We start from the raw sequence: 16,480 nt of genomic DNA, 5'->3' as shown, positions 1-16,480 counted from the left end.
AGTGCAATAGTAGTGGGCCGACTCGCTACTTTGAGTCGAGCCATTGCCGAGCTTGTCCGTAAGCGCGAAGCCGATACCCTTGCTTCAGAATTCGAATGAACGTGCGAAAGAAGCCTCCGGCTTGGACGGAGGTTTGGGATGGGATTGGACAGCAAAAAGGACGTCCATTTGGACGGCTCAACGAGGGGGTCGGTGAGCCGGCTGGAGGTTCTTGAAGGACCATCGGGGCGCCGCGTACGTTCGGAAGCCGAGAGAGCTCGGATCGTCGCCGAGAGTCTGTTACCCGGTGCCCAGGTGTCCGAGGTGGCGCGCAAGCACGGAGCGACGCGCTGGCAGATCTACGATTGGCGGCGGCGGTTTCGACAGCGAGGCATGTTGCCGCCGCGCGAGGCATCGCAGCCGACATTCGCGCCGCTGGTCGTGGAAGGTGCGTTGGAGGAGCGTCAGGTTCCGGCGATCAAGCTCGAGATCGCGATCGGCGATGTCGTGCTGCGGACGGACACAGCCATAGATGGCGAGCAGCTGTCCCGTGTGATCCGCGCGATGCGAGCGTCACGATGATCGCGGCCGGTGCCGATCTGAAGATTTACATCGCGACGCGGCCGATCGACTTCCGCTGTGGCCACGATGGGCTTGCGGCGAAGGTGCAGGAGATGCTTCGTCTCGACCCGTTCAGCGGCGCAGCCTTCGTGTTCCGATCGAAACGAGCGGACCGGATCAAGATTTTGGTCTGGGATCGAACGGGTCTGGTGTTGGTGCACAAGCGTCTTGAAGGTTGCAAGTTCGTTTGGCCAACGATCGCAGACGGCGTGATGCGAATGTCGCCCGCGATGTTCGCTGCCTTGTTCGAAGGGCTGGATTGGAGGTTGGTCCGCCCGGAAGAAGCGCGGCGTCCCCAGGCGGCTGGATAACTGCGGCAGAATGACTCGGAAGCTATTTTGAATGTGGCACGCGCGGCGGCGATGTGCTCGAAATAGCGCATGAGCATCGCGGCGCTGCGCGACGAAAATGAACAATTGAAAGCGCTTTTGGCGCAAACGCAGGCGGCCTTGAGCGAACATCAGGCGGCGCTGGCGACGTCGGAAGAGGCGCGGCGTCGGTTGGAGGTCATTCTCGGCGAATTGCGACGCGAGAAGTTCGGCGCGACGTCCGAGAAGCTGCGGCCAGATCAGTATCACTTGCCGCTGGAAGACGTGGAGATCGCGCAAGGCATCCTGGACGCGGCGCAGGAGAGAGCCGAGGCTGTGATCAAGGGCCGATCGCGGAGCGCGCCGGATCAAGGTTCTCATCGCAATCGCGGCTGCCTGCCTGCCCATTTGCCGCGGGTGGAACGGATCATCGAGCCTGCGAGTACGCTTTGCCCGTGCGGTTGCGGCGCCATGACGAAGATCGGCGAGGACGTCAGCCAGCGCCTCGACGTGATCCCGGCGCAATGGCGCGTGCTGATCACACGCCGCCCAAAATACATCTGTCGCCGCTGCTCCGGCCCCGTCGTGCAGGCGCACGCACCGGAGCACGTCGTGCCCGGCGGGCTGCCGACCGAAGCGGCCATCGCGCATGTGATCGTCTCCAAATTTGGCGACCATACGCCATTTTACCGTCAGGCCGAGATCTATGCGCGCCAGGGCATCCGACTTGATCGGGCGACACTGGGCAACTGGTCCGGCCGCGCCTGCTTCCATCTTCAGCCCATCGCCGACCACATGCGCCACCACCTGGCCATGGCGGATCGGCTGTTCATGGACGAGACCAAGGCGCCGGTACTCGATCCCGGGCGCGGCCAAACGAAGAAAGGCTACTTCTGGGCGATTGCCTCAGACGACCGCGGCCACAGCGGCCCAAGTCCGCCGATCGTGCTGTTCCGATATGCCCCCAGTCGCAGCGGTGCCTTCGCTGAGCAGTTCCTGGATGGCTTTGGCGGACGCTTCCTGCAATGCGATGCCTATGACGGTTATGATCGACTGACCGAAGTCGCTCGACTGCAAGGGCCTTGGACGCTCGTGCATTGCTGGAGCCACTTGCGCCGACGCTTCGTCAAATTGGCCCGCAATAGCAAATCGCCGATCGCCGAGGCCGCCATTCGGCACATCGCACAGCTTTACGCCATTGAAGCCATGGTGCGCGGTGCATCGCCGGACATCCGGCTCGCCGCACGAAAGGAGCATTCGTTGGCTCTCGTCGCCGCTTTGAAAATGTGGTTCGAGAAGCAGCTGTCGATGATCTCCAGCGGTTCGACGCTCGCCGAGGACATCCGCTACGCGCTCAATCACTGGCAAGGTCTGACCCGCTTCCTCGAAGACGGGCGCCTCGAGCTCGACACGAACCCTGTCGAGAACGCCATCCGGCCAGTCTGCCTGACCAGAAAAAATGCGCTCTTCGCCGGTCATGAGGTCGGAGCCGAAAACTGGGCCTTGCTCGCCTCGATCGTCGCCACCTGCAAGCTCAACGACGTCAACCCGGCCGCCTACATCGCCGAAACACTCGAGACGATCATCGACGGCCATCCCCATAGCCGCATCGAAGACCTCATGCCGTGGCGATTCCGCAAAACGTCAAGCCAGCCTCAATAGGGTTGCGGCTAAGCGCTTACGCTTGTCCGCAAGTATTTGACGAATTGTGGTTTGGGTTCGGGCACCTTCGACTTCCGTCGCGGCGCTTGCGCATCCTTTGGCCGATGCCGGTGCAGGAACCCCGTAATGGGGACACCACACGGACACCGGCCGAGCTTTTCCTCATCGTTTCAACCGGTTAGGCTGTGCGCGAATCTCCCACAAGGGGAGAAGGAAGAAAGTGCGTTCCTACTTCTTGGTTTTGGCCTTCTTCGCCTTCTTCACCGGCTTTTCCTTGGGCGCCTTCTTCTCCACCTTCACCGCGACCGGTGTGCTGGCGGCGATCCGCATCGACCGCGCGTAGCTGTCGGCGACGTTGTCGGCGGACATCTGCAGGCGCTTGGCGGCGGCAACGGCCTGCTCCATGGTGGCCTTGGCCATCATCTTGAAGCGGTCGCCGGTCTCCTTGCCCTTGGCCTTGGCCGCAAGGCCGTTGAATCGATCCCGGCGCTCCTTGGCGCGGGTCATCAGGCCCGTATGCAGCTGTCTGGCCAGTTGCCGGATCACGACATCCAGGTCGGCGTCCGCCATGTTGTTCTATCCTCTTCGAAAACGGTATCGATGCGGGCGGGACTATGCAGATCGGGCCCCACCTTGGCAATTCCCGGCCGCGCGTCATCCGCAGCTTCCGGTGACCAAAACAAAAAAGCCGCGCTGTGCGCGCGGCTCTCTGCCTTGGTTTTGCGCTGTCTGTCTTACTTCAGCGAGGCGACCGGGCCGCTCGCAGCTGCCGGATCGGGGTCGAAGCCGAACACCCCCACCAGATACTTGTAATAGTCCGGCAACTTCTCCTTGAGCGCCTCGCGCGACTTCGGGTCGTGGAATTCGCTCTTCCCGGCCAGGAAGATGCTGGCGGTCACCGCAAAGAATTCCATGTGATTCTTCAGCGCATAGGACTCCTTGGGCAGGAGATCCTTGGACTTGGCGTAGGCGTAATAGCCGATCACGCCTTTGTTGGCGTAGCCGTCCGGCAACAGCCGCGCATGGTAGGCGTGCAGGAGCTCGTGCAGCAGCACCGCTTCCTTTTCGTAACGCATCATATCCGGCCGCAGCATGATCACGCCGAGGCCGGAATCGACCGCGAGGTCGACGGCGTTCGGATTGCTCCAGCGCTGCTTGTTGGGGTCCCAGACCGTCAGCGTGCGGGGAGCGGTGCGCTGGATGTCAGGCGTGACCCGGCCGTAGCACGCGGTCGCGGCGCCTTCGTCGAGGCAGGCCAGCTCGCTGGCGATGATCGGGACGGTGCGGAAGAAGCGCAGCACGCGCGGCGAGAGGCCGGCAGCCTCGACCACGTCGATCTGGCTCTTCACATTGTCGGTGAGCTTGTCGACATCCTTGCGGTCGGAATTCTCCGACAGGTCGAACATGTAGCCGCGGTAGCTCTGGAAGCCCGGCGGTAACGCCTGCGCTGCGCCGGAGGACGGATCCAGCGGTCCGGCATGGGATGGATTGGCAAAGAGCGCGCCGACAATGGTCGCGGTCAGCAGCAACGCAATGCGCATGATGAACCCCCTGATGTCACTTCACGCGGCAGAATAAGCCGCCGTTGTTTGCGAAAAGTGAGTGGGGCGAGACTAAGGCAGCGATGTTGAGGCGTGCTTAATCGATCGTTGCGGATCGCGGAACTGAATTAGCGCCGAGTTAACCAAGCGTGGATTGCCCGCGCGCTTCGGCGTAGCATGCGGTCCGGGCACCAAGCCCTCAAACCAGATAGCCGGAAGCGAGGATGCCATGTATGCCGCCATCCGTCAGGCCAAGGCAAAAAGCGGGAGCGCCGAAGAGCTGGCGCGCCGTATCAAGGAAGGCGCCGTTCCGATCATCAGCGACGTCGACGGCTTCCGCGCCTATTACGTCGTCTATGCCGGTGACGACACGGTCACGGCGATTTCGATCTTCGACAAATTCGAGCAGGCGGAGGAGGCGAACAGGCGTGCGATCGCCTGGATCGAGAAGGATCTGGGCGCGCTGCTTGCAGGCGACGCCCGCGCCGCCGCCGGGCCGGTGATCGTGCATACGCTGGCGTAGGGATTGGGTGCAGCCGCACATTCAACTGTCATCGCCCGGCTTGACCGGGCGTCCAGTACTCCGAAACGGCAGGGATTGAACCGATAGGCCGCGGCGTACTGGATGCCCCGCCTTCGCGGGGCATGACAGCGGTGTGCTTTACAGCTCCCTCGCATTCGAGAATGCAAAGCTCGACACCCGCCGCGTCGTCTCGTCCAGGATCAGGGTGCGCGTGATCGGCGGCTCGGCGCGCTGGGCGCAGTTTTCGCGCTCGCAGAGACGGCAGTTGACGCCGATCGGCGTGCCCTCCGTTTTCTCCAGATCGATGCCGGCAGCGTAGACGAGGCGCGCGGCGTGACGGATCTCGCAGCCGAGGCCAATGGCGAAGCGCGGCTGTGGCAGCGGGTGCGGCGCGACGGGGCGGCGCACCATCTGCGCGATCGAGAAATAGCGCGTGCCGTCCGGCAGCTCGATCACCTGCTTCAGCAGGCGGTCAGGCGTGTCGAAGGTCGAGTGCACGTTCCACAACGGACACGTGCCGCCGAATTTCGAGAACGGGAACGTGCCCGACGAAAATCGCTTCGAGACATTGCCTGCATTGTCGACGCGCAAGAGGAAGAACGGGATGCCGCGCGCGTTCGGCCGCTGCAGGGTGGTGAGCCGATGGCAGACCTGCTCGAAGCCGGAATTGAAGCGCTGCGCCAGCAGATGGATGTCGTAGTTCAACGCTTCTGCCGCGGCCAGGAAGGCCGGGTAGGGCATCATCACCGCGGCCGCAAAGTAGTTGCCGAGCGTGATCCGGAATAGGCGGCGCGGTGTGTCGTCGAGCGCGCCGGCGCGGCCGATGATGGTCTCCAGATGCTGCGCGCATTCAACGAGGCCGAGCTGAAAGGCGAGCTGGAACGCGCGGCCGGGCGGGTCGACCAGTTCGGAGATCAGGAGCTGGCGCCGATGGCGGTCGAAGCGCCTCAGCGTCTCGCGCATCACGTCCACCGGCATGATGCGGGTCTGGATCGAATGCTTTTCGCGCAGCCGTGCCGCCAGTGCCGCATAAAGCTCTTCGGCCGGCACGTTCAGTCCGTCGCGCAGAGTCTCCGCGGCCTGCTCGAGTTCCGGAAAGTAGTTGCGGTTGGCCTCGATCAGCTCGCGGACGCGCTCGACCGGATTGGCCTCATAGCGGGTGCCGACGTCGCGGTCGGCCATTTGCGCCGCGGCCAGCGTCTCGCCCTGGCGGGCCTCGGTATAGGCGGCATAGAGCCGTTGCAGCGCATGGGTGACGCCGGGGCAAAGCTCGGCCAGATCGCGCAGTTCCTGCTTGGGAACGTCGATCTGGCGGAACAGCGGGTCGGAGAAGATCTCGTTGAGTTCGGCGAAGAAGCGGTCCTCGTCGGCGGTCGCGAGGTCGCGCAGGTCGAGGTCGTAGGTTTCGGCCAGCCGTAGCAGGATCTGCGCAGTCACCGGACGCTGGTTGCGCTCGATCAAGTTGACATAGCTCGGCGAGATCCCGAGCCCCTCGGCGATCTGAGTCTGCGACAGCCCCAATTGCTGCCGGATCCGCCGGAAGCGCGGGCCGACGAAGAGCTTCTTACCGGATCCGGCGGGCATTCTCAGGTCTCCAAAGTCGTAAGGCAGTCTTACTGACCTATATTCTTTACAAGTTTTACAAAGTGACATTTATTACAATCACCTATGTTACATGACATCACCATTCAAATACAAGACTACTATACGAGCTAGGCTTTCTCGCGTTTAGCTTCTGACACGCATCTCGCAATGCATTGTCAAGAATGTCGATGGCGGTGCCATCGTCGTGAAAGGATCAGGCACATGAATTACCAGCCCCGCGGCATCAGCACCTTCCAGGCCCCTGCCTCGTATCAGAGTGAGGTCGAGGCGGCCCGGTCGCTCCTTGAGACCCAGCCGACCTGGAACGGGGTGTCGGCCGAGGCCGTCGCCCGCATGCGCCTGCAGAATCGCTTCAAGACCGGCCTCGACGTCGCTCGCTACACCGCGGCGCTGATGCGGGCCGACATGGCCGCCTACGACGGCGACCCCACCAAGTACACGCAGTCGTTGGGCTGCTGGCACGGCTTCATCGCCCAGCAGAAGCTGATCTCGGTCAAGAAGCACTTTGGCAAGACCGATCGCACCTATCTGTACCTGTCCGGCTGGATGATCGCGGCGCTGCGCTCCGAGTTCGGCCCGCTGCCGGACCAGTCGATGCACGAGAAGACCTCGGTGCCGGCGCTGATCGAAGAGCTCTACACCTTCCTGCGTCAGGCCGATTCGCGCGAGCTGAACGATATCTTCCGCAACCTCGATAAGGCCCGCAAGGAAGGCGACAAGACCAGAGAGAAGGAGCTGATCGAGAAGATCGATAACTTCCAGACCCATGTCGTGCCCGTCATCGCCGACATCGACGCCGGCTTCGGCAATGCGGAGGCCACCTATCTGCTCGCCAAGAAGATGATCGAGGCGGGTGCCTGCGCGCTCCAGATCGAGAACCAGGTCTCGGACGAAAAGCAGTGCGGCCACCAGGACGGCAAGGTCACCGTGCCGCACGAGGTGTTCCTGGCCAAGATCCGGGCCTGCCGTCACGCCTTCCTCGAACTCGGCGTTGAAGACGGCATCGTCGTGACCCGCACCGACTCGCTCGGTGCCGGCCTGACCCAGCAGATCGCGGTCAGCCACAAGCCCGGCGACCTCGGCGACCAGTACAACAGCTTCCTGGATTGCGAGGAAGTGACCGCGGAGAACGCCCGCAACGGCGACGTCATCATCAACCGTAACGGCAAGATGATGCGTCCGAAGCGCCTGCCCTCCAATCTCTATCAGTTCCGCCCGGGCACCGGCGAAGACCGCTGCGTGCTGGATTGCATCACCTCGCTGCAGAACGGCGCCGACCTGCTCTGGATCGAAACCGAGAAGCCGCATATCGAGCAGATCGCCAAGATGGTCGACCGGATCCGCAAGGTGGTTCCGAACGCGAAGCTGGCCTACAACAACTCGCCCTCGTTCAACTGGACCCTCAACTTCCGTTGGCAGGTCTACGACGCCATGAAGGAAGCCGGGAAGGACGTCAGCAAGTACAATCGTGCCGAGCTGATGAAGCCGGAATACGACGATACGCCGCTGGGGAAGGAAGCCGACGAGCGCATCCGTACCTTCCAGGCGGATTCGGCCAAGCGTGCCGGCATCTTCCACCACCTGATCACGTTGCCGACCTATCACACGGCGGCGCTATCGACGGACAATCTGGCGAAGGAATATTTCGGCGACCAGGGAATGCTCGGCTATGTCAAGAACGTCCAGCGCGCCGAGATCCGTCAGGGTATCGCCTGCGCCAAGCATCAGAACATGGCCGGCTCCGACATCGGCGACGACCACAAGGAATACTTCGCCGGCGAGGCTGCCCTGAAGGCGGGCGGTGCCCACAACACGATGAACCAGTTCGGCTAACGCATCACGCTAATCGACAGGAGACGACAATGACCAACAGCAATTTCTGGGTGATCGGCGGCGAGTTCGGTTCGATGAACTTCCACAAGCTCGTGGAAGGTTCGGCCCAGGTGCAGGGTCCGTTCAAGACCCGCAAGGAGGCCGAGGACGCCTGGCGCTCGGTCTCGGAAGAGAACCGCCACAAGGCGGGCGTCCGCTTCTCGATCGTGGAAGAGCCGTCGCGGGTCTCGGCGTGACAATCTGAACTTGCATGCCAATCTGAATAAGAAGACGTCCAAGGACGGAGGGTCCCATCCGGCGCAAGCCGGGTGGGACCGTCTGTTTTTGGCACAGGTGAAAGATTTGTGGGCGTCGTAAGTCACTGGAATTGTAGGCCCTTTGCGGACACTTTGGTTGCTGATAGGTTAATCCCGCCAAGTGAGGACGAGGCCGCCAATGTCAGAGCCCGAGACCAGCGGGATCCATCCCAGCCAGCCGCGCCCGGTGCGGCTGCGCGATGCGCTGTTGCGCGCGCGGATCGAGGCCGCCGACCGGACCGGCGTCGTCGTCGATTTGCGCGATGCCGAGGTGGCGCGGCTCGAGATCCTCAACGATTCGCTCGATCCCCTGTTCGCGCAGGTGCCCGATCAGATCGACCTGTTCGACCGTGGCATCAGCCAGGGCGACACGCCCAGGCTCTGGATCGACGTCGTCGCGCATATCTTGATGGGGCGTGACAAGCGAATGTACCGCTTCGTGCAGGACACCCGCTTCGGCCGCATCGTGCTCGCCGAATCGCACGACACCGCTGTCATCGTCGAGGCCGTGACTGATTATGTCGCCCGCCGCATGATCGAACGCGAGCATGCGATGGTGGTCCCGCCCGAGCCGAAGCCCGAGCTAGCGCCGCCGCGGCGCCGCTCGCGCGTGTGGCCGTTCGTGTTCGGATTTGTGCTCGGCGCCGCCGCGCTGTTCGGTGTTGCCGTGCTCGCGGCGCTGCGGAGCTGGTGAGACGTTCGCCGTCGTCATTGCGAGCAATGACGGGCGGCCTCAAATCAATCTCACATGCTTGATCTGTCCGATCTGAAGTCCAACCCCCAGGCTCCGCACCGTCTGCTCGCAACGCCAGCCGGCGTTGTCCTTCTCGATCGTGAACAGATTGTAGGCCGCAGCCGGGGTGCGGCCGTGCGCGAGCGCGGAGGCCGACGGCACGCCGAGGGCCGGAATATTGCCGTTGGGTCCCTCGAACCACATCGTCGAATGAATGTGGTCGTGTCCATGCAGGATCAACTCGACGCCGTGGCGTTTCAAAAGCGTCAGCAGCCCGGCGGAGTCAGTCATGCGCTTGTGGCGCGCGCCGGACTTCAGGGGATGATGCACCAGCAGCACGCGAAAGACGTCCTCGGTTGCGAGCCGCTCGAGCACCTCTTCGAGCGCCGCGAGCTGTTCGCGTCCGAGCGCGCCTGTCGCCATCAACGGCAAGGTGGGCACCGCCGTGGACAGGCTGATCAGTGCGAGCGGCCCGCGCCGGCGCAGGCTCGGAAAGCCGATACGGCCATCGTCGCCCGCAAGATAGGGCGCGAAGGTTTCGCCGAAGCGATGAAAGGTAGCGCGGACATAAGCGTCGTGATTGCCGGGAATCGTGGTGACGCGGTCGGGCGGACCGACGCCGTCGAGCCAGGCGCGCGCCGGCGCGAACTCCGCCTCCAGCGCCAGATTGACGAGATCGCCTGTGACCGCGATGTGGTCGGGACCTTGCGCCTTCACGTCGGCGACAAGGGCGTCGAGCACCTCGCGGCGCTGGTATTTGTGACGGTTGCGCGTCCAGTTGACATAGCCGAACGCGCGCTTGCCGGCGAGCTCGATCAGCCGCGGCTTCGGCAGCGGCGGCAGATGCGGGTCGGACAGATGGGCGAGCGTGAAGGGAGCCATGGGGGGCGATTGCCTCGCTATTCGTCCGCTGTAATGGCAAGGTCGCAGGCTAGGTGCAAGCGGGGCATCAAGGGAGCCCGATGGGGGAACGTCTGAACAGCGTCCGACGGAAATTCGAGCCGCTGCTGCGGCGAATCTTCCACGCCTATTTCCTGCTGGTCCGCGGGATGACGCTCGGCGTCCGCGCCGTGGTGGTGGATGCCGACACCAGGGTGTTCCTGGTCAGGCACAGCTACGTCACGGGCTGGTATCTGCCCGGCGGCGGCGTCGATCTCGGCGAGACCATGGAGCACGCGATGCGCCGCGAGCTCAAGGAGGAGGGGGATATCGATCTCACCGGCGACGCCGTGCTGCACGGCATCTTCCTCAACAGCCACGTCTCCCGCCGCGACCATGTCGCGGTCTACGTCGTCAGGCAGTTCAAGCAGGATCGCCTGCCCGCGCCCAACCGCGAGATCGCGGAGTGCGGATTCTTCGCGGTCACTGCGCTGCCCGAAGGGACCACGCCGGGCACGCGGCTGCGGATCGCCGAAGTGCTGGACGGCAGGCCGCGGATTGCGACGTGGCGATGATGGCTGCCCGTGCTAGTAGATCGCCGCGCCTGCGGTGTCGGCGCATGGACGAGGGATGAAGATTGTCTGAATCGACGACGTCATGGCCATTTCGGGTCGCCGTGCTGGTGCCCTGCTACAATGAGGAAGCCGCCGTCGCGACGGTCGTCGCCGATTTCCGCAAGGCCCTGCCTGCGGCCGAGGTCTACGTGTACGACAACAATTCGACCGACCGTACCGCGGCGGTCGCGCGCGAGGCGGGAGCGATCGTGCGCAGCGAACGGCGCCAGGGCAAAGGCCACGTCGTTCGCCGCATGTTCGCAGACATCGAAGCCGACATCTACGTGCTCGTCGATGGCGATGCGACCTACGACGCGCCGAGCGCGTCGCGCATGATCGACCAGCTCCTCGACGAGCATCTGGATATGGTTGTCGGCCTGCGTGTCGATCAATCGCAAGCGGCCTACCGGCGCGGTCATCGCATCGGCAATCGGCTGTTCACCGGTTTCCTGGCATCGACTTTCGGCCACACCTTCAAGGACATCTTGTCCGGTTACCGCGTGTTCTCCCGCCGCTTCGTCAAATCCTTTCCCGTCCTGTCCGGCGGTTTCGAGATCGAGACCGAGTTCGCGGTCTATGCGCTGGAATTGTCGCTGCCGGTCGCCGAGGTCGGGACGCCCTATTATGCGCGCCCGGAAGGCTCCTTCTCCAAGCTCAATACTTGGCAGGATGGGTTGCGCATCTTCAACACGATGCTGAAGCTCAACCGGTTGGAGCGGCCGCTGCGCTTCTTTTCGGCGATCGGCATCGTCTTCGCGCTGCTGTCGATCGCTTTCGGATTGCCCGTGGTGATCACCTTCCTCGAAACCGGCCTGGTACCGCGCCTGCCGACCGCCGTGCTTTCCATGGGTCTGATGATCATGGCGCTGCTTTCGGCTTCGTCGGGGCTCGTGCTCGACACCGTGACGCGCGGGCGGCGGGAAATGAAGATGCTCGCCTACCTGTCCCAACCACCGCTCGGGCGGAGCTGAAATTGCCCCGGGGGCCGGGCGCAATCGTATGGACCGCTGCCCTCCAAGGTGATATCCCGCCGACGCGATGAACGATCTTTCCCTCACCATCCGGTCGGAAGCCGTCGGCGATGCTCAGGCGATCGAGCGGCTGCACGAACGCACCTTCGGACCGGGCCGCTTCGTGCTCAGCGCGTACCGCATCCGCGAGCACGTGGACCATGTGCTCGATCTATCCTTCACCGCCCGCGTCGGTACGTTGCTGGTCGGATCCGTCCGGCAATTGCCGATTTGCGTCGGCGACACGCCGGCGTTGCTGCTCGGGCCCCTGACGGTCGAGCCTCCGTTCCGCAGCCGCGGCGTCGGCCGGCTGCTGCTCGAGCGCGCGCTGAAGGATGCCAAGGCGCAGGGCCATCGCCTGGTGCTGCTGGTCGGCGACGAACCCTATTACAGCCGCGTCGGCTTCAAGCAAGTCCCCAAGGGACGCGTCACCATGCCGGGCCCGGTCGATTACAGCCGGCTCCTCGTCATCGAGTTGGTCGAGGGCGCGTTCGAAGGCGTATCGGGGCCGGTCGGTCCCGACTGGAGCAAGACGCGAACCTGACGCGCCCTCGCTTCGAAGCTCACATGAAGGTAGGGCAGTGCCGGTCGATCAGCAATATTACCGGGAAGTGGCGTCCGGGAGCACGGCGGAAAAGCTGCTGATCGCGGCGCGCGACCGCATCTACCAGGATTTCATCGCCCAGATGCAGCCGTCCTCGGCGGACGAGATCCTGGATGTCGGCGTGTCCGACGTGATCAACGACGGCGCCAACGTGCTGGAGCGAAGCTACCCGCATCAGCACAAGATCACGGCTTGCGGGCTCGGCGAAGGTATCGGGTTCAAGGCGGCTTTTCCGCTTTGCCGTTACGTGCAGATCGAACCGAATACACGGCTGCCGTTTGACGACAATGCGTTCGACGTCGCGACGTCCAATGCCGTGCTCGAGCATGCCGGCAGCCATGAAAACCAGGTGCTCCTGGTCGAGGAGCTTGGCCGCGTCGCGCGGCGGGTCTTCATCACGGTGCCCAACAGGTTCTTTCCGGTTGAGCACCACACGGCCATCCCGCTGGCGCACTATCTGGACGGCACCTTCAGGATCGCCTGCATGATCGCCGGCAAGTCGGAATGGACCGACGAGCAGAACCTGATCCTGATGACGCGAAAACGGCTGCTGGGGCTCGCCGCGCTGGTTGCCGAGTCTGCGAGTGCCAAGTCGTCCAACCCCATGTCCGCGGCTGTGGGCTACACCGGTTTGTCGCTCGGCCCGCTATCGTCCAATCTCTATCTTGCATTCCGCTGAAGCAGCGCCTCCCGCCCCAGCATGATCCCGATGAAGAAGATCCACACCAGCAAAGCCTTCTTCGTCGTGTTGTTTCTCGCGGTGCTGGTCGGCCATTTCTGGACCATGATGCGATGGAACGAGGCGCGCGGCGTCTATGACGACATCTGCTACCTGCGGCAGGCGCATCTGTTCCAGAGATTCGGGCTGGTGGAGGGATTCGACACCAGCCTCACCCGCGACGACGATGGCTATCAGAAAGCAAAGCTGAAGGAGATCGGCTACCCCGACTGGAACGATACGACCGCGGCGCCATGTCACAATCTGATGCCGGCCACGGGGAAGGTCGTCATTCAATACCCGCCGGGCGTCGGCCTCGTGTTGGCGTTGTTTCCGCCAAGGCACCAGGTCGCGCCCATGTACATGCTGGCGACCATTGTCGTCCTGGGCTTTGCGCTGTTTGCGCTTTCTCTCGCGCGCAGCATGAGGTTGGTCCTGATGGCCGGGACGTTCGGCTGTCTTGCGATCTACCTGATGGTCAATCCGGTCAAGGCGAGCTATTCGATGGCCCCGACGGTCGTCGTGTGCGCGCTCGTAGGATGTCTCACGGCGCGATGGCTGGCGGGCCCGCGATCTCAACCGAATATCTGGCTGCTGGCGCCAATCGGTTTCCTGCTCGGATTGACCGTCGACTTTCGATTGGCCAACCTTTTCCTGGCGTCGGGCTATGGTCTCTTTCTCCTCGTCGCGTTTCTTGCGAAGCGGACGATGTCCCGGTTCTTGCAGGGGCTTGTGTTCGGCGTCGCGTTGCTGGCCGGCGTGATCCCGACCATCGTCTCTTACGCCGTCAACGCCGGCAGTCCGTTCGCATCGACCTACGGCAACAATCCCGATGTCAGGCCACTGGATTTTTCGTTCGCGGTGGTCCGGGACTATCTGGCCGATCCGCTCCAGACCTTGCTGATCGTCATCGGAATCGCAGGCTCGATCTGGCTGTTGCGGCAGGCGAACGGCATTCGCCGCGTCGCGCTGCTCACGATCGCCAATCTGGCGCTCAACCTCGCCTTCTTCTTCACCTATCCGATCGCGACGCCGTACTACACGATCCCTATTTCTCTCCTGACATTGTGGACCCTGCTGTTTGCCGTGCTGTTTCAGGAGGCATCAGAGGGGGCCCCCGAAGCGGCCGCCTCAGCCACAGCACGATGAAGTCCGGCTAGCAATCGCGCTTTCAGAACTTGAAGTTCGCGAACGCCCGTACCCCGATGCCGGGCATCAACACCTCGTCCTTGGTGTAGGACACCGAGTTGCGGATGTTTTCGTTCAACAGATTGTTGCCGACGAGGCCGAGCAGCATCTCGCGCGCGCCGAATGCATTCGGGTTGAGCTTGGTCTTGTAGCTCACCTCGGCCTTCAAGAGATTGTAGCCCGGCGTCGGCGTCTCCGCGATCACCGCGACGTTGTTCTGAGCGAAGGCGTGCAACAGATTAACGCGCATCAGCCAGTTGTCGTCGCGCCAGAACACGCCGCCGCCCAGTCTCACCGGCGGAATGCGCGGCACATTGGTGCCGTCGGTGAAGGTGGCCCGGACCACGTCGAACTGGTTCTCGATGCCCCAGATGCCGCCCTGGAATGCACCGAAGTCGAGCTGCGACTGGAATTCGCCGCCGCGGAAGTTCGCGTCCCGCTGCGAATAGACCGCCTGGTTCACCTCGGCGCCGGGCGTGCCGCACGAGGCAAAGTCGTCGTCGCACATCACGCCGGTGAGACGGCGATAGATGAAGTTGTTGAAATGCGTGTAGTAGACCGTCGCCTCGAAGCGGAACGGCCCCGTTGCCTTGCGCAGGCCGACCTCCACGGATTTCGCGGTCTCGATGGTGAGGTTGGGGTTGCCGATGTCGAAGGTCGCGGTCGCATCATGTGCGCCGCGCGAGAACAGCTCCGCCGCCTTCGGCGCGCGCTCGACGTATTGCGCGGTGATGCTGCCGACCAGGCCGCCCGGCAGGTCCTGCAACAGGCCGATGCTGCCGCTCTTCGGCGTGAAGGACGGATTGCGACCGATACCCGCCTGCGGCGTGCCGTCGGGCAGGAAGTCCGCGGGAAAATCCGGCGTCGTGCCGTGCAGCTCGACATGCTCGATGCGGCCGGCGATCTGCGCCCGCGTCGCTTCCGTGAACTTGAACTCGTTGAAAGCATAGCCCGCAACGCGCGTGCTGTTGTTCGGGTCCCACAGGCCGTTAAACAGCGTGCCCGGATTGTCCGGGCTCGGCGCGCTCAATTCCTGATGGCCGACCTGGAAGCCCAGCGCCGTCGTTACCTCGGCGAAGCGCGCGTTGAACGGCATCAGCTGCACCTCGGTGCGGATCTCCTGCTCCTTGTTGGTGAAGGTTTGCCGCACGCCGTCGGTGTTGGGATCGGCGGGATCGGCAAGCCCGATCTCGTTGTGTCGGTAGTCGGTCGCGCCGGCCCAGAAGCGAACGACATCGATGGCCGTAGCGTCGGGATGGTACTCGCCCTTGACGTTGATCTTGGTCTGATGGCCGTCGATGCGCGTGTTGTGGTCGGCGCCGTCGACGCCGGGGATGTGGTAGAGCGCGTCGTTCTGCGTGATCGCCGCACCGATATAGCCGCCCTGGAAGAAGTAGGAGCCGCCGATCGAGGCGCCGTCCGAGCGCGTCGCCGAGTTGGGCTGGCGTCCGTTGGCGACGGACCGGGTCTGGTCATTCAGGTACGGGTAGCTCGGGATGCTATAGTCGGTGGTGTTGCGGCCGTAGACGTCGGCATGGAAGGCAAAATTGCCGCCGCCGGTGTCGAGCAGCACGCCGCTTTCGACGCCGCGGTCGACCGAACTGAACGCGCTGCGCGTCTCGGCGCTGACGCAAGGCGAAGTCGCGGCCGCTGCGAGCGGCGCCTTGACCGGCAGGCCGAAGCTCTGGAACGGCTGGGCACCGCAGTTCGGCAGCGCATCCGGAATCCGGTTGTTGGTGGCGCTGACGACGCCGCCGATCGAGGTCGAGCCATAGCGCAGCGCAGCCGGCCCGCGTACCACCTCGACCTGGTTGGTCGCGAGCGGATCGATTGGAACGAAGTGATCCTCGCCGAGATCGGAGGCGCCGCCGGCATTGGTGCCGTTCTCGACGATGCCGACGCGGTTGACGTCAAGTCCCCGGATGATCGGCCGGCTGGAGGCGCCGGGCGCGAAGCTCGATCCGGTGATGCCGGGTTTCGAGAACAGGAGGTCGCCGAGCTGGCCGCCGCCCTCGCGGCGGATCTCTTCGTTCGGCACCACCGTGACCGTCGCGAACTGGTTGGTCACGATGGGCAGCACGCCCTGCTGAGGTGCGGCCGGCGTGGAGGTTGCCGGCGTGGCGTCCGCAGCGCGTTGGTGGCTGCGTGCCCGCGCGGTTCGGGTGGGACGACCGGGGTTGCGGGTCGGCACCACCGCCCTGCGCACGATGGGGCTCGGAGCCGTCACGGTGACGGCGGGGATCTCGGTCGATGACTTATCCTCGGCCAGCGCCGAGGTGGCGGCGCCGAGCAGGAGCAGGCTTGCTCCGCCAAGGCGCTGCGCGCGCCGCAATTTGAATGACATGGTCCTGATTCCAGTCAGGCGC

Annotated in this window: 17 protein-coding genes; 12 read left to right on the top strand and 5 right to left on the bottom strand. The window is 63.7% G+C overall.

Annotation, left to right across the window (positions count from 1 at the left end; translation table 11 throughout):
* Positions 1-138 precede the first annotated feature (138 nt).
* The 3 genes from IVB54_RS29475 to IVB54_RS29465 all read left to right on the top strand — a co-directional run bounded on the left by IVB54_RS29475 (position 139) and on the right by IVB54_RS29465 (position 2,570).
* A complete protein-coding gene (locus IVB54_RS29475) occupies positions 139-561 on the top strand; it encodes a transposase (RefSeq protein WP_247383198.1) in 423 nt (140 codons plus the stop codon).
* Positions 558-911 (top strand): IS66 family insertion sequence element accessory protein TnpB, encoded by a 354-nt coding sequence (tnpB, locus tag IVB54_RS29470; protein WP_247383196.1) that lies wholly within the window; start codon positions 558-560, stop codon positions 909-911. The genes IVB54_RS29475 and tnpB overlap by 4 nt, the downstream gene beginning before the upstream one ends.
* A 69-nt stretch (positions 912-980) precedes the next feature.
* The gene (locus IVB54_RS29465; RefSeq protein ID WP_247776553.1) at positions 981-2,570 is read left to right on the top strand and encodes an IS66 family transposase; all 1,590 of its coding nucleotides are present in this window, start codon (positions 981-983) and stop codon (positions 2,568-2,570) included.
* Between the two features lie 228 nt (positions 2,571-2,798).
* Here the strand turns inward: IVB54_RS29465 and IVB54_RS29460 are convergent, their stop codons facing one another.
* Positions 2,799-3,140 carry a hypothetical protein gene (locus IVB54_RS29460; protein WP_018454971.1) on the bottom strand — a complete coding sequence of 114 codons (342 nt, stop codon included), beginning with the start codon at positions 3,138-3,140 and terminating at the stop codon, positions 2,799-2,801.
* 164 nt (positions 3,141-3,304) lie between these two features.
* Positions 3,305-4,111 carry a hypothetical protein gene (locus IVB54_RS29455; RefSeq protein ID WP_018454970.1) on the bottom strand — a complete coding sequence of 269 codons (807 nt, stop codon included), beginning with the start codon at positions 4,109-4,111 and terminating at the stop codon, positions 3,305-3,307.
* Positions 4,112-4,340: 229 nt separating this feature from the next.
* Here IVB54_RS29455 and IVB54_RS29450 point away from each other — a divergent pair, with 229 nt between their 5' ends.
* Entirely contained in the window at positions 4,341-4,634 is a 294-nt protein-coding gene (locus IVB54_RS29450; RefSeq protein WP_007607017.1) for an antibiotic biosynthesis monooxygenase, read from the top strand.
* A gap of 138 nt (positions 4,635-4,772) precedes the next feature.
* Here IVB54_RS29450 and IVB54_RS29445 read toward each other — a convergent pair whose 3' ends face one another.
* Complete coding sequence (locus IVB54_RS29445) at positions 4,773-6,218, bottom strand: short-chain fatty acyl-CoA regulator family protein (RefSeq protein ID WP_018454969.1); 1,446 nt, start codon at positions 6,216-6,218, stop codon at positions 4,773-4,775.
* A 222-nt stretch (positions 6,219-6,440) separates the two neighbouring features.
* Here IVB54_RS29445 and IVB54_RS29440 point away from each other — a divergent pair, with 222 nt between their 5' ends.
* From IVB54_RS29440 to IVB54_RS29430, 3 genes are all read left to right on the top strand, one after another.
* The gene (locus IVB54_RS29440) at positions 6,441-8,072 is read left to right on the top strand and encodes an isocitrate lyase (protein WP_018454968.1); all 1,632 of its coding nucleotides are present in this window, start codon (positions 6,441-6,443) and stop codon (positions 8,070-8,072) included.
* A gap of 29 nt (positions 8,073-8,101) precedes the next feature.
* Positions 8,102-8,308 carry a hypothetical protein gene (locus IVB54_RS29435; RefSeq protein WP_007595122.1) on the top strand — a complete coding sequence of 69 codons (207 nt, stop codon included), beginning with the start codon at positions 8,102-8,104 and terminating at the stop codon, positions 8,306-8,308.
* Positions 8,309-8,507: 199 nt separating this feature from the next.
* Positions 8,508-9,062: a hypothetical protein gene (locus tag IVB54_RS29430; protein WP_018454967.1), complete on the top strand. Its 555-nt coding sequence runs from the start codon at positions 8,508-8,510 to the stop codon at positions 9,060-9,062.
* Between the two features lie 39 nt (positions 9,063-9,101).
* On the opposite strand, the gene IVB54_RS29425 is transcribed toward IVB54_RS29430, so the two are convergent.
* Positions 9,102-9,983, bottom strand: a complete 882-nt coding sequence (locus tag IVB54_RS29425) for a metallophosphoesterase (protein ID WP_018454966.1) — start codon at positions 9,981-9,983, stop codon at positions 9,102-9,104.
* An 80-nt stretch (positions 9,984-10,063) separates the two neighbouring features.
* On the opposite strand from IVB54_RS29425, the gene IVB54_RS29420 reads away from it, so the two are divergent.
* From IVB54_RS29420 to IVB54_RS29400, 5 genes are all read left to right on the top strand, one after another.
* Complete coding sequence (locus IVB54_RS29420; RefSeq protein WP_018454965.1) at positions 10,064-10,555, top strand: NUDIX domain-containing protein; 492 nt, start codon at positions 10,064-10,066, stop codon at positions 10,553-10,555.
* A 62-nt stretch (positions 10,556-10,617) separates the two neighbouring features.
* Positions 10,618-11,565 (top strand): glycosyltransferase family 2 protein, encoded by a 948-nt coding sequence (locus tag IVB54_RS29415; protein ID WP_026232850.1) that lies wholly within the window; start codon positions 10,618-10,620, stop codon positions 11,563-11,565.
* Positions 11,566-11,632: 67 nt separating this feature from the next.
* Entirely contained in the window at positions 11,633-12,148 is a 516-nt protein-coding gene (locus IVB54_RS29410) for an N-acetyltransferase (protein ID WP_018454963.1), read from the top strand.
* A 37-nt stretch (positions 12,149-12,185) separates the two neighbouring features.
* The gene (locus IVB54_RS29405) at positions 12,186-12,887 is read left to right on the top strand and encodes a methyltransferase domain-containing protein (RefSeq protein WP_018454962.1); all 702 of its coding nucleotides are present in this window, start codon (positions 12,186-12,188) and stop codon (positions 12,885-12,887) included.
* 30 nt (positions 12,888-12,917) lie between these two features.
* Positions 12,918-14,075 carry a hypothetical protein gene (locus IVB54_RS29400; protein WP_247776552.1) on the top strand — a complete coding sequence of 386 codons (1,158 nt, stop codon included), beginning with the start codon at positions 12,918-12,920 and terminating at the stop codon, positions 14,073-14,075.
* Between the two features lie 22 nt (positions 14,076-14,097).
* On the opposite strand, the gene IVB54_RS29395 is transcribed toward IVB54_RS29400, so the two are convergent.
* Positions 14,098-16,458, bottom strand: a complete 2,361-nt coding sequence (locus IVB54_RS29395; RefSeq protein ID WP_247776551.1) for a TonB-dependent receptor — start codon at positions 16,456-16,458, stop codon at positions 14,098-14,100.
* Positions 16,459-16,480 lie beyond the last annotated feature (22 nt).

Origin of the sequence: Bradyrhizobium sp. CW1, assembly GCF_023100665.1 — a bacterium.
Taxonomy (GTDB): domain Bacteria; phylum Pseudomonadota; class Alphaproteobacteria; order Rhizobiales; family Xanthobacteraceae; genus Bradyrhizobium; species Bradyrhizobium canariense_D.
This window is presented reverse-complemented; position numbering and strand designations above follow the sequence as displayed.

Excerpts from the sequence above, each read along its gene's own strand:
- IVB54_RS29445 (WP_018454969.1), bottom strand. The coding sequence starts at position 6,218 with ATGCCCGCCGGATCCGGTAAGAAGCTCTTCGTCGGCCCGCGCTTCCGG.
- IVB54_RS29465 (WP_247776553.1), top strand. The coding sequence starts at position 981 with ATGAGCATCGCGGCGCTGCGCGACGAAAATGAACAATTGAAAGCGCTT.
- IVB54_RS29400 (WP_247776552.1), top strand. The coding sequence starts at position 12,918 with ATGAAGAAGATCCACACCAGCAAAGCCTTCTTCGTCGTGTTGTTTCTC.
- IVB54_RS29460 (WP_018454971.1), bottom strand. The coding sequence starts at position 3,140 with ATGGCGGACGCCGACCTGGATGTCGTGATCCGGCAACTGGCCAGACAG.
- IVB54_RS29410 (WP_018454963.1), top strand. The coding sequence starts at position 11,633 with ATGAACGATCTTTCCCTCACCATCCGGTCGGAAGCCGTCGGCGATGCT.
- IVB54_RS29450 (WP_007607017.1), top strand. The coding sequence starts at position 4,341 with ATGTATGCCGCCATCCGTCAGGCCAAGGCAAAAAGCGGGAGCGCCGAA.
- IVB54_RS29425 (WP_018454966.1), bottom strand. The coding sequence starts at position 9,983 with ATGGCTCCCTTCACGCTCGCCCATCTGTCCGACCCGCATCTGCCGCCG.
- tnpB (WP_247383196.1), top strand. The coding sequence starts at position 558 with ATGATCGCGGCCGGTGCCGATCTGAAGATTTACATCGCGACGCGGCCG.
- IVB54_RS29440 (WP_018454968.1), top strand. The coding sequence starts at position 6,441 with ATGAATTACCAGCCCCGCGGCATCAGCACCTTCCAGGCCCCTGCCTCG.
- IVB54_RS29455 (WP_018454970.1), bottom strand. The coding sequence starts at position 4,111 with ATGCGCATTGCGTTGCTGCTGACCGCGACCATTGTCGGCGCGCTCTTT.
- IVB54_RS29420 (WP_018454965.1), top strand. The coding sequence starts at position 10,064 with ATGGGGGAACGTCTGAACAGCGTCCGACGGAAATTCGAGCCGCTGCTG.
- IVB54_RS29475 (WP_247383198.1), top strand. The coding sequence starts at position 139 with ATGGGATTGGACAGCAAAAAGGACGTCCATTTGGACGGCTCAACGAGG.
- IVB54_RS29435 (WP_007595122.1), top strand. The coding sequence starts at position 8,102 with ATGACCAACAGCAATTTCTGGGTGATCGGCGGCGAGTTCGGTTCGATG.
- IVB54_RS29395 (WP_247776551.1), bottom strand. The coding sequence starts at position 16,458 with ATGTCATTCAAATTGCGGCGCGCGCAGCGCCTTGGCGGAGCAAGCCTG.
- IVB54_RS29430 (WP_018454967.1), top strand. The coding sequence starts at position 8,508 with ATGTCAGAGCCCGAGACCAGCGGGATCCATCCCAGCCAGCCGCGCCCG.